This is a genomic window from Mycobacterium sp. 94-17, assembly GCF_035617725.1.
GTDB lineage: Bacteria > Actinomycetota > Actinomycetes > Mycobacteriales > Mycobacteriaceae > Mycobacterium.
Window position 1 is genome coordinate 123,601 of record NZ_JAPIYN010000004.1, and the last position, 12,280, is coordinate 135,880.

Annotated in this window: 9 protein-coding genes; 1 reads left to right on the plus strand and 8 read right to left on the minus strand. The window is 70.3% G+C overall.

The features are described 5' to 3' along the window. Positions 1 to 15 precede the first annotated feature (15 nt). The 7 genes from OQ789_RS06875 to OQ789_RS06905 form a co-directional block, all read right to left on the minus strand. Positions 16 to 2,511 (minus strand): [protein-PII] uridylyltransferase, encoded by a 2,496-nt coding sequence (locus tag OQ789_RS06875; protein WP_324684446.1) that lies wholly within the window; start codon positions 2,509 to 2,511, stop codon positions 16 to 18. Between the two features lie 45 nt (positions 2,512 to 2,556). Continuing rightward, positions 2,557 to 2,895 (minus strand): nitrogen regulatory protein P-II, encoded by a 339-nt coding sequence (gene glnB / locus OQ789_RS06880; protein ID WP_003878721.1) that lies wholly within the window; start codon positions 2,893 to 2,895, stop codon positions 2,557 to 2,559. A gap of 2 nt (positions 2,896 to 2,897) precedes the next feature. Then, complete coding sequence (locus OQ789_RS06885; protein ID WP_324684671.1) at positions 2,898 to 4,277, minus strand: ammonium transporter; 1,380 nt, start codon at positions 4,275 to 4,277, stop codon at positions 2,898 to 2,900. Between the two features lie 192 nt (positions 4,278 to 4,469). Further along, complete coding sequence (ftsY, locus tag OQ789_RS06890; protein WP_324684449.1) at positions 4,470 to 5,795, minus strand: signal recognition particle-docking protein FtsY; 1,326 nt, start codon at positions 5,793 to 5,795, stop codon at positions 4,470 to 4,472. Positions 5,796 to 5,860: 65 nt separating this feature from the next. Further along, complete coding sequence (gene smc, locus OQ789_RS06895; protein ID WP_324684451.1) at positions 5,861 to 9,457, minus strand: chromosome segregation protein SMC; 3,597 nt, start codon at positions 9,455 to 9,457, stop codon at positions 5,861 to 5,863. 278 nt (positions 9,458 to 9,735) lie between these two features. Continuing rightward, positions 9,736 to 10,029, minus strand: a complete 294-nt coding sequence (locus tag OQ789_RS06900) for an acylphosphatase (protein ID WP_324684453.1) — start codon at positions 10,027 to 10,029, stop codon at positions 9,736 to 9,738. Further along, positions 10,016 to 10,429 carry an OsmC family protein gene (locus OQ789_RS06905; protein WP_324684454.1) on the minus strand — a complete coding sequence of 138 codons (414 nt, stop codon included), beginning with the start codon at positions 10,427 to 10,429 and terminating at the stop codon, positions 10,016 to 10,018. Before OQ789_RS06905 ends, OQ789_RS06900 begins: the two co-directional genes overlap by 14 nt. A 34-nt stretch (positions 10,430 to 10,463) precedes the next feature. On the opposite strand from OQ789_RS06905, the gene OQ789_RS06910 reads away from it, so the two are divergent. Beyond that, the gene (locus OQ789_RS06910) at positions 10,464 to 11,267 is read left to right on the plus strand and encodes a PIG-L deacetylase family protein (protein ID WP_324684673.1); all 804 of its coding nucleotides are present in this window, start codon (positions 10,464 to 10,466) and stop codon (positions 11,265 to 11,267) included. On the opposite strand, the gene mutM is transcribed toward OQ789_RS06910, so the two are convergent. Beyond that, on the minus strand, positions 11,268 to 12,143 hold the full coding sequence (gene mutM, locus OQ789_RS06915) for a DNA-formamidopyrimidine glycosylase (RefSeq protein ID WP_324684455.1): 876 nt from the start codon (positions 12,141 to 12,143) through the stop codon (positions 11,268 to 11,270). Between the last annotated feature and the right edge of the window lie 137 nt (positions 12,144 to 12,280).

Sequence of the window (12,280 nt, forward strand, 5' to 3'; positions counted from 1 at the left end):
CGCGCACTTTGCCGCCTAATCGCCGACGGGTTCCTCGAGCACCTCTACCGCGGGCCCGCCCAGCACGGCCAGCAGGCTCTGCTCGACGCCGTCGCGCGCACCGTGCCCGTCGCCGGCCGCCGCCGCGGCCGCCTCGGCGGGTTCGGCCGGCAGGGTCACGCAGAAGACGTCCGCCGCCGTCGACCCGAAGGTGTTGACCTTCGCCCAGACGAGGTCGGCGCCCGCGCGCTCCAGCGCGCGGGTCAGCTGGGCGAGCAACCCGAGTCGGTCCATGGCGCGGACCTCGACGATCAACTGGCCGGGCGAGGCCGAGTCGACCCACAGGATGCGCGGCGGCGCGGTCGACCGCGTGACGGGCACCCCGACCTGGACCTCGCCGGCCCGGCCGGTCACCGCGCCGACGGCGTCGCTGTCACGCTTTTCCAGGGTGCCCAGCACGTCGACGTCTCCGGCCAGCGCACCGGTGAACTGCTGGCGCAGCAGGCCGGCTTCCGGCGGCGAACCGAACAGCGGAGACACCACGAATTCGACGATCGCGAATCCCTCGGCGGCGCCGGCCGACGCCGAATGAATGCGCAGCGAGTTCAGCGCCAGCACCGCGGCGGCCTTCGAGACCAGGCCCCGCTGGTCCGGGGCGGCCATCACCACGTCCAGGCGCTCGCCGCCGCAGGGCTTGATGTCCACCTGCACCCCGCCGTTGGCGGCGAGCGAAAGATACTGCGGCGCAGCGGGTTCCGCCTCAGGCAGCGGCTCCCCCGCCATCACCAGCCGGCAGCGGCGGACCAGGTTCTCGATCAGCGACGCCTTCCAGTCGCTCCACACCCCGGGCCCGGTGGCCTTCGAGTCCGCCTCGGTCAGCGCGTGCAGCACCTCGAGCAACAGCGCGTCGCCATTCAGCGCATTCACCACGCGCTCAATGGTTTTGAGGTCATTGAGGTCGCTGCGGGTGGCCACCACGGGTAGCAGCAGGTGGTGGCGCACCAGCTGCGCGAGCAGCTCGGCCTCGGCCTGCGGGAGGCCCAGCCTGGGGGCGATCTCGAGCGCCAGGCCCGCCCCGAGCACGCTGTGGTCGACGCCGCGACCCTTGCCGATGTCGTGCAGCAGGGCGCCGAGCGCGAGCAGGTCGGGCCGGGCCACCCGGGTCGCCAGTGGGGCGGCGTTGACGGCCGTCTGGATGACGTGGCGGTCCACCGTCCATTTGTGCGCGACGTCGCGGGGCGGCAGGTCGCGGATGGCGTCCCATTCTGGCAGCAGCCTGCCCCACAGCCCGGTGCGGTCGAGCGCCTCGATCGTGGCCACCGTGGTCGGCCCGGCGGACAGCACGACGAGCAAGTCGTCCAACGCCTCTCGCGGCCACGGCACCGGCATCTCCGGCGCGCCGGCGGCCAGCCTGCTCAGCGTGGCGGCGCCGATCGGCAGCCCGGTATCGGCCGATGCGGCGGCCACCCGCAACACCAGACCAACGTCGGAATCGGGGCGCGCGTCGCGGGCCAGCACGATCTCTCCGGCATATTCGACGACGCCCTCGTCCAGCGGGCGGCGCTTGGGGCGCCGCACCAGGGCCGCCACCCCGCGGCGCGGCAACGCGTTCTCGGCGGTCCGGATTCCCGTCTCGGCGTGATAGGCGATGGTGCGTCCGGCGTCGGACAGCTTGCGCGCCAAGTCAAATCGGTCCCCGATATGCAGGGCCGCACTGATCTCGTCGGCGTACTGGGCCTGCAGCTGATCGCGTCCGCGCCCCGACACCCGGTGCAGCTCGGTGCGCACGTCGAGCAGCGTCAGGTGGGCGTCGTCGAGGGAACCGCCGGGCGATTCCGGACGCGCCATGCCGTGGCGGTCGATCAGCTGGGCAACACCCAGCGCGTCGAGCAATTGCACGTCGCGCAGGCCGCCGCAGCCCGACTTCAGGTCCGGCTCGGCGCGCTGCGCGATCCGGCCGCACCGGTCCCACCGGGCCTGCGTCATTTCGACCAGTTCGTTCATGCGGGAACGAATTGCGCTGCGCCACTGGCGTCGTGCACCGGCGATCAACTCGTCGGACAGCCTGGCGTCGCCGGCGATGTGGCGCGCGTCCAGCATGCCCAGCGCCGCGATCATGTCGGCATTCGCGACACCGAGGGCCCCGGAAACGGTCCGCACGCTGTGGTCGAGCCGAACGTTGGCGTCCCACAGCGGATACCACAGCCTGTCGGCGACCTTGCCCAGTACGTCGTCGGACTTGTTGTCGTGCAACAACATCAGGTCAAGGTCCGAATACGGCAACAGCTCGTGGCGGCCCAGCCCGCCGATCCCGACGATCGCGAAGCCGCTGTCGTCGGCGATCCCGATCCCGGCCGCCATCGCCATCAACCAGGATTCGTGCAGATCCAGCCAGGCGTGCCGCAGTTCGGCGGCATGCAGCTTGCTGCCATCGGACAGCAATTGGCGCCGCGAGGCAGCCAGATCGGCTGCCCCGCAAGCGTTTTCCGTCCCCGCCGGGTGCCCGGACGAGTCGGGGTCGTTCAGGGTCATGCCCTCCCGGCCCGCCCGGGTCGAATCAGCAGTTGACAGCGGATGTCATAGCGCATCGGTTCCGCGCTCGCCGGTGCGCACCCGCACAATGGTTTCCACGGGGCTCACCCACACTTTGCCGTCACCGATCTTGCCGGTGCGCGCCGCCCGGACGATGCTGTCCACGACCTTGTCGACGATCGAGTCGTCGACAACGACCTCGATGCGTACCTTGGGCACGAAGTCGACCGAGTATTCGGCGCCCCGGTAGACCTCGGTGTGGCCCTTCTGCCGTCCATAACCCTGAATTTCGCTGACCGTCATCCCCAGGACGCCGGCGTCCTCGAGACTGGTCTTCACGTCATCGAGCGTGAACGGCTTTACGATCGCGGTGATCAGCTTCATGACTACTCTGCCTCCACTTTGTCGCCCACTCGCTCTTCCTCCAGGCCGTTGCGCGTATCCGCCACGGCGACCCGGGGCGGCAGAACCGAACCGGTAGCCACGGCGAAATCGTAACCACTCTCGGCGTGCTCGGCCTCGTCGATACCCGAGGCTTCCGCCTCCGGGTTGAGACGAAGTCCGATGGTGTACTTCAGGATCAACGCCAGGATCAGGGTAACCACCCCAGAGTAGATGAGGACACTGAACGCGCCGATTGCCTGCCGCTCCAGCTGGTCCCAGCCGCCGCCGTAGAGCAGTCCCTTGGACACGCCGGTGACGCCGTTGATGGCCGGGCTCTCCGGCGCGGCGAGCAGCCCGACCAGCAACGTCCCGGCCAGACCGCCGACCAGGTGCACCCCGACCACGTCGAGCGAGTCGTCGAAGCCCAGCTTGAATTTCAGGCCGACCGCCAGCGCGCACAACACGCCGGCGATCAGGCCCACCGCCAGCGCGCCCACCACGTTGACCGACGAGCAGGACGGCGTGATGGCGACCAGGCCCGCAACGATGCCGGACGCGGCGCCCAGCGTCGTCGCCTTGCCGTCGCGGATGCGTTCGGTGAGCATCCAGCCCAGCATCGCGGTGGCCGTCGCGACCGTGGTGGTCATGAAGGTCGACCCGGCGACACCGTTGGAGCTGGTGGCCGATCCGGCGTTGAAGCCGTACCAGCCGAACCACAGCAGTCCGGCACCGAGCATGACGAACGGCAGGTTGTGCGGCCGGAACAACGTGGTGGGCCAACCGCGCCGCTTACCCAGCACGATCGCCAGCATCAGGCCCGCCACACCGGAATTGATGTGGACCGCGGTACCGCCCGCGAAGTCGATCGCGTGCAGCTTGTTGGCGATCCAGCCGCCCTTCTCGGAGGCGAACCCGTCGAACGCGAAAACCCAGTGGGCGACCGGGAAGTAGACGAACGTCGCCCACAGCCCCGCGAACACCAGCCACGCTCCGAATTTCAGCCGGTCGGACACCGCGCCCGAGATCAGGGCGACGGTGATGATCGCGAACATCAGCTGGAACGCCACGAACACGGTGGCGGGCAGCGTCCCCGCCAGCGGGATGTCCGTTGCCGCAAGGCCTTTGCTCGGATCGGCGGCCACCGAGTTGACCCCGATGAGCCCTTTGAGGCCCCAGTAGGACGTCGGCTTGCCCATGAAGTTTCCGACGTCGTCGCCGAAGGCGACCGAATAGCCGTAGAGCACCCACAACACGGTGACGACGCCCATCGCGCTGATGCTCATCATGAGCATGTTCAGCACGCTTCGGGCGCGCACCATGCCGCCGTAGAAAAACGCCAGACCCGGCGTCATCAACAGCACCAGCGCGGAACTGGCCAACATCCAGGCGGTATCGCCGGTATTGGGCTGTCCCAGTATCGGGTATGTCACTCGCAATCTCCTCCGGTCGACCCACAACTGGCCGACCGAACACGCGTCCGATGGCCTGTTCCAGAACATTGCGAGATTGTTGTTTCGGCAATGGTGCGGCGGTGTTTCAGCGGGATTAACGTCCCGCTCGACGGCTACGAAATGTCAACCGAGCAGCGCGTCGACGAAAGCGGCCGGCTCGAACGGCGCGAGGTCGTCGGGGCCTTCCCCCAGCCCAACCAGCTTGACCGGCACGCCGAGTTCCTGCTGAACCCGAAAGACGATGCCGCCCTTGGCCGTTCCGTCCAGCTTGGTGAGTACCGCGCCGGTGATCTCAACCACCTCGGCGAACACCCGGGCCTGGGCCAGCCCGTTTTGCCCGATGGTGGCGTCGAGCACCAGCAATACCTCGTCGACCGCGGCGCGCCGCGTTACGACCCGCTTAACTTTGTCGAGCTCGTCCATCAGCCCGACCTTGGTGTGCAGCCGTCCCGCGGTGTCGATGAGCACGACGTCGGCGCCCGCGGCGATGCCCTTGTCGACGGCGTCGAACGCCACCGATGCCGGGTCGGCGCCTTCCGGCCCGCGGACCACCTCCGCGCCGACGCGCGACGCCCAGGTCTGCAGCTGATCGGCGGCGGCGGCGCGGAACGTGTCGGCGGCACCCAGGACGACGCGCCGGCCGTCGGCGACCAGGACCCGGGCCAACTTGCCGACGGTGGTGGTTTTTCCGGTGCCGTTCACGCCGACGACCAGCAGCACCGAGGGATGGTCGGCGTGTGGCAGCGCCCGGATCGACCGCTCCATGCCGGGCTGTAGCTCCGTGATCAGCACGTCGCGCAGCACGGCCTTGGCGTCGGCCTCGGTGCGCACGTCGCTGCCGGCCAGCCGGCTGCGCAGCTGGGAGATCACCGAATCGGCGACCACCGGGCCCAGGTCCGCGACCAGCAGGATGTCCTCGACGTCCTGCCAGGCGTCCTCGTCCAGGTCGCCGCCGCCGATCAGCCCCAGCACGCTGCGGCCGAGCGCGTGTTGTGACCTGGCCAGCCTGCCGCGCAGCCGCTCCAGGCGGCCCTCGGTGGGGGCGATCGCCTCGAACTCGGGGGCTGCCGGGGTGTCTGGCGCGGGCGGCTGCGGTGCGGGGGCTTCCGGCGCGGGGGCCTCCGGTTCCGGCTGGGGTGCGGGTTCGGGCAGCTCGACGTCGGAGATGGTGCGCCGCGGCGCCTCGCGCGGGATGGCCGCGTCGTCGCCGACCGAGGGCAGCCCGGTGGTGTCCAGGCGATCGGCCCGCTCAACGGTGGGTGCGGTCTGGCTGAAAGTGATGCCCGAGGACGCCGTGTAGCCGCCGGAACGGTCGATCGCCCCCGGTTCGGGCCGGGTCGAAAAGCTGATGCGACGCCGCCGATACCGCCGCAGGCCCAGGACCAGCGCGGTGATGACGACCAGAACGGCTATGACGACCGCGATGGCAATCCAAATACCTTGTGACACGCCCACATTGTTTCAGGGGCCGCGCGGCCGCCCGGCAGCCACTACCTTCGGGCGCCGAGACGACGCTAGGACGAACTGCTGACCAGCTGCTCCACCTGCTGGCCACGCATCCGCTGGGAGATGACGGCGGTGATGCCGTCGCCCTGCATGGTCACGCCGTACAGCGCGTCCGCGACCTCCATGGTCGCCTTCTGGTGCGTGATGATGATGAGCTGGGATCGCGCACGCAACAGCTCGAACAGCGAGATCAGCCGCCGCAGGTTGGTGTCGTCGAGGGCCGCCTCCACCTCGTCCATGATGTAGAACGGCGACGGGCGGGCCCGGAAGATCGCCACCAGCATCGCCACCGCCGTCAGCGCCTTCTCGCCACCGGACAGCAGCGAGAGGCGGGTGACCTTCTTGCCCGGCGGGCGGGCCTCGACCTCGATGCCGGTGGTGAGCATGTCGTCGGGATTAGTCAGCCGCAGCCGACCCTCACCGCCGGGGAACAGCACGGCGAAGACATCGGAGAACTCGCGTTCGACGTCGGTGTAGGCCTCGCTGAACACCTGCAGGATGCGGGCGTCGACCTCGTCGACCACGCCGAGCAGGTCCTTGCGGGCGGCCTTGACGTCCTCGAGCTGGGTGGACAAGAAGTTGTACCGCTCTTCGAGGGCGGCGAACTCTTCCAGCGCCAGGGGGTTGACCCTGCCCAGTTCGGCCAGCTCACGCTCGGCCCGCTTGGCCCGGCGCTCCTGGGTGGGCCGGTCGTAGGGGATGGGCGCGGGCGCGAAGACCTGTTCGCCGCGCTCCTTGGCCTGCTCGTATTCGGCCATCTCCAAGTCGGAGGGCGGCAGCTGGTTGTCCGGGCCGTACTCGGCGATCAGGTCGGCCGGCGCCATGCCGAACTGCTCGAGCACCATCTGCTCGAGCTGCTCGATCCGCATCGCCGCCTGCGCGTTGGCCACCTCGTCGCGGTGCAGCGAGTCGGTCAGGGTGGCCACCCGGGCGCTCAGCGCGTTCACCTCCTCGCGCACCGTGGCCATCGCGGTCGCACGCTGCTGACGCTCGGCGGCCAGGGCGTCGCGGATCCTGGAGGCCGCGTCGACGACCCCGTTCAACCGCTGGGCTAGCAACCGCCCGGAGTCGGCCACCGCCGCCGCCACCGCCGCGGCGCGCAGGCGTGCCTCCCGCGCCTGCTGGGCACGCAGCCGGGATTCGCGTTCGGCCGCCGCCGCGCGGTGCAACGAATCCGCCCGCCCGCGAACCGCATTCGCGCGCTCTTCGGCGGTCCGCACCGCCAGCCGGGCCTCGACCTCGACGCTGCGGGCGGCCTCGGTGGCAGCGGCGATCTGCTGACGGTTGACGGGTTCTTCCGCCGGCGCGAGCTGGGTCTGCTGGGCGTTGCGCAGCCGGGTTTCCAGTTCGGTGACTTCGCCGACGGTCTGGGTCCGGCCCGCCTCGAGCTCCTCGCGCTGCCGCAGCAGCCTGCTCCATTCGTCTTCCGACGTCCGGGCATCCTGACCGAGCCGGCCCAGCTGCTCGTACATCCCCGAGATCTCGCTGTCGGACTCGTTGAGCGCGGCCAGCGCCTGCTCGGCCGAGTCCTGACGGGCCGCCTGTTCGGCCAGCGCGCCGGACAGCGCGGCGCTCAGCTGGGCCACCCGGGCCTCCGCGGCGGCCAGCTCGTCGCCGGCCCGGTCGATTTCCGAGGTCACCTCGAGGGTGGACAGCTTGCGGTCCGAGCCGCCGCTCACCCGGCCCGCGCCCACCAGGTCACCGTCGAGCGTGACGGCGCGCAGGTCGGGGTGAGCCGCCACCAGCGCCAGGGCCTGGTCCAGGTCGTCGACCACCGCGACGCCCGAGAGCATCGCCGTGATCGCGCCGCGCAGCCGCGCCGGCGCCTCGATCATGTCGAGCGCCCACCGCGCACCGACCGGGGCGGGCCGCGGCGCCGGCTGACCGGCCGGCCAGTCCCCCAGCACCAGCGCGGCGCGGCCGCCGTCGGCCTGCTTGAGCGCCGCGACCGCGGAGCGGGCCGCGCCGAAGCTTTCAGCGGCCAGCGCGTCGGCCGCCGATCCCAGCACCGCGGCCAGCGCCGCCTCGTAGCCGGAACGAACCTTGACCAGCTTGGCCATGGGTCCCAAAAGTCCTGTGCCGCTGTGATTTTGGGCGAGCCACGCCGCGCCGTCCTTGCGCTCCAGCCCGATCGCGAGCGCGTCGATGCGGGCCCGCAGCGACGCCACCTGGCGTTCGGCGTCCCGCTCGGCGGACTGCAGCTCGCCCACCCGCGCGTCGGCCAGCCGCAACGCGGCGACGGTGCGCTCGTGATGCTCGTCGAGGCCCACCTCACCCTGGTCGAGTTCGCCGACCCGGGCCTGGACGGTCTCGAATTCCACCTTGGCCTGCTGGGCGCGCGCGGCGGCCTGTTCGATGCGCTCGGACAGCCGGGCCACGCTGTCGTCGATCGACTCGACGCGCGCCCGCATCGTCTCTACCTGACCGGCCAGGCGCGCCAGGCCTTCTCGACGATCGGCCTCCGCGCGCACCGCCGCCATGTGGGCGCGGTCGGCCTCGGCGGCTTCGCGCTCGCGCTCGGCCAACTCGCCCCGGGCGCCATCCAGCCGGATGCGCGCGTCGGCCAGCTCGGCGAGCAGCTGGCGCTCGGCGACGGCGACCTGCTCGGCCTCGGCGTCCAGCGCGTCGGGGTCGGTGTCGCCGGTGGCGACCGGCTGCACGTCGAGGTGTTGCGCCCGCTCGTTGGCGATGCGCACCGTCGCCGCGACTCGTTCTGCCAGGGCGGACAGCGCGAACCAGGTGTGCTGGACCGACTCGGCCCGGCCCGACAGTTCGCCGACGGCCCTTTCGTGCGCGGTCAGCTCGTCGGACGCCAGGGCCAGCCGCGCGGCGGCCTGGTCGTGGTCGCGGCGCATGGCGGCCTCTGCCTCGTAGATGGCCTCGCGCTCGCTCTGCCGGTTGACCATGTCGTCGGCGGCCAGCCGCAGCCGGGCGTCACGCAGGTCGGCCTGGATGGTCTGGGCGCGACGGGCCACCTCGGCCTGCCGGCCGAGAGGTTTGAGCTGACGGCGCAGCTCGGTGGTCAGGTCGGTGAGCCGGGCCAGGTTCGCCGCCATCGCGTCGAGCTTGCGGAGGGCTTTTTCCTTGCGCTTGCGGTGCTTGAGCACGCCTGCGGCTTCTTCGATGAACGAGCGACGGTCCTCGGGCCGCGATTGCAGGATCGCGTCGAGCTTGCCCTGCCCGACGATCACGTGCATCTCGCGGCCGATCCCGGAGTCGCTCAGCAGTTCTTGAACATCCATCAAACGGCAACTGCTGCCGTTGATTTCGTATTCGCTGGCGCCGTCGCGGAACATCCGCCGGGTAATGGACACCTCGGCGTACTCGATGGGCAGCGCGTTGTCGGAGTTGTCGATGGTGACGGTGACTTCGGCGCGCCCCAGCGGGGCCCGCGACGAGGTCCCGGCGAAGATGACGTCCTCCATCTTCCCGCCGCGCAGGGTTTTCGCGCCCTGCTCCCCCATTACCCAGGCGAGCGCGTCGACCACGTTGGACTTGCCCGATCCGTTGGGCCCGACGACGGCGGTGATGCCCGGTTCGAAGCGCAGAGTCGTCGGCGAGGCGAAGGACTTGAAGCCCTTCAGCGTCAGACTCTTGAGGTACACGGCGAGCCAGACTACCGCTCAAATCGCCCCGGACGGCCGCACCGAGGGGTGTCGCCTCGGCCGAAACACGACCGAGTTCCGAGCGGTCGGCGCACTGGTCACAGTGGTCACATCAGCCACGGGGAGACGACCATAGTGGCCACTCGAAACGCGCTGGCGCCGACGCTAGCGCGTTTGGGACAGCTCCATACGACTTCTAGACGGTGCTGGGCTGACTGATGTGGCTGATGTGACGCAAAAGGGACGCCGAGGGGACGCAAAAGGGATCAAGCCCACCGTCAACGCTCGACGAAACCCTCGAACCGCTCCCGCGCCTGCGACCAGTCGGCCACCACCTTGTCCACGTGTCCGGGTCGCGCCGGCCACGCGGTGCCCCCTTCCAGCAGCTGCAGCAGCCGCTCGCCGGCCGCCCGCGGACCCTGGGCCACCACCTGGACCCGGCCGTCGGCCTGGTTGGCCGCGTACCCGGTGAGGCCCAGCTCCAGCGCCCGGCAGCGCGTCCACCACCGGAAACCGACCCCCTGGACCTGGCCGTGCACCCAGGCGGTGAGCCGGACGTCAGGATCCGACATCGCTGATCTCGAAATTGACCGTGGTACCGGACTTGAGCGTGCGCCCGACGGTGCACACCTGGTCAATGGCCCGGCCGACGACCACCAGCAGGCGTTCCCTCTCGTCCCCGGACAGCGCGGACAGATCGATCTCCAGCGTCTCCTCGAGCAGCGGATAGCGCTCCTGTTCTCGGTCGGCGACACCGGAAACCGTGATCACCGCCTTGTAGTCGTCACCGAGCCGGCGGGCCAGCGGCTGGTCGCTGGACATCCCGCTGCACGCGGCGAGCGCGATCTTGAGCAGCTCGCCCGGCGTGAAGACGCCCTCGACGTCCTCGGAGCCCACCAGGACCTGGGCGCCACGAGAGCTGTATCCGGTATACCGGCGCGTTGCGGTGCGTTCGACCCACAGTTCGGTCATGCCCCATTTCTACCGGTTGGGCATACTGCGTTTCATGGCCACCGTCGTCGCATTCCACGCCCACCCGGACGACGAGGTGATCCTCACCGGCGGCACTCTGGCGAAGGCCGCCGCGGCCGGGCACCGGGTGGTCGTCGTCACGGCGACCGACGGGCGCATCAGCGACGACGAAGACCACACCCGTCTGGACGAATTGCATTCCAGCACAAGCATTCTCGGGGCTCACCGGGTGGAGTGCCTCGGCTACGCCGACAGTGGCCACGGCCCGGTGTTCTACCCGGATCCACCCGAGCGGGTCAGGTTCGCCCGGGCGCCAGTCGACGAGGCCGCGCAGCGGCTGGCGGCGATACTTCGCGAGGAACGCGCCGACCTGCTGCTCAGCTACCAGCACAACGGCGGCTACGGCCACCGCGATCACGTGCAGGTGCACCATGTCGGCAAGCGCGCCGCCGAACTCGCCGCGACGCCACGCGTTCTCGAGGTGACGATGCCACGCGAACTGCTGCGTCGCACCGCCGATGTCGCCCGGCTACTGCACCTGCCGCCGCCCTACGAGCCCGACGTCATCCGCACCGCGTACGCCCCGCGGGCGACCATCACCCATCGGGTCAACGTCTTTCGCTTCGCGCGCCAGAAGCGGGATGCGTTGGCCGCCCATCGCTCGCAGATCGGCAGCACCGGTCAGGCGGCGCGCATGTTCGCGGTCCTGCGCCGGCTGCCGCCCCAAGTGTTCGGCCTGCTGTTCAGCCGTGAGTGGTTCGTCGAACCGGCGCGTCCCACCGGGAAGGTGCGCCGCGAGATCCTCGACGGGCCGGATGGGCGCTGGGAGCCAGGGTGATCACCGCCGCGGCGGCGGCTGGCAGCGCGGGCAGTAGAACGACGACCGGTTCATGAACTTCTCCCGGCGCAGCACTGCGCCGCAGCGGTGGCAGCCTTGGCCCTCGCGGCCGTAAGCGTGCAGCGATCGGTCGAAGTAGCCGGATTGGCCGTTGACGTTGACATAGAGGGAATCGAACGAGGTGCCGCCCTGCGCCAGGGCGTCGCGCATCACCTCGGCGGCCGCCTCCAGCACGGCGGTCAATTGCTTGCGGCTCAGCGTGTCGGCGATCCGCGCGCCGTTCAGCCCGGCCCGCCACAGCGCCTCGTCGGCGTAGATGTTGCCGATGCCGGACACCACCTGCTGATCGAGAAGCTGCCGCTTCAGCTCGGAATGCTTGCGCCGCAACACCTTTACCACCGCGTCGGGATCGAACCGCGGGTCCAGCGGGTCGCGCGCGAGGTGCGCGACGGGCGCCGGCACCACGCTGCCGTCCACCTCCACCAGGTCGGCGAGCATCCACCCGCCGAAGGTGCGCTGGTCGGCGAAGCTCAGCACGGTGCCGTCGTCGAGCAGCGCGGAGATCCGGACGTGGTCGGCGCGCGGCACCTCGCCCAGCAGCATCTGCCCGCTCATGCCGAGGTGGACCACCAAAGCCGTATCCGGTTCCCGCCCAACGGGTTCCGTGTCGGTGTCCAGGGTGAGCCACAGGTACTTGCCGCGACGGTCGGTGCCGGTGATCCGCGCATTCAGCAACCGGGCGGTGAGGTCCGCGGGCCCCGCTTCGTGACGGCGCACCGCGCGCGGGTGATGCACCCGGACGGCGGTGATCGTCTTGCCGACGACATGAGCGTGCAAGCCGCGGCGCACCACCTCGACCTCGGGCAGTTCGGGCATCTAGTGATGATCGCAAGCGCGGCGAAGCCGGGCGCAGCGGGTCATCACCGTCTCACGCTCATGATCGCAAGCGCGGCGAAGCCGGGCGCAGCGGGTCATCACCGTCTCACGCTCATGATCGCAAGCGCGGCGAAGCC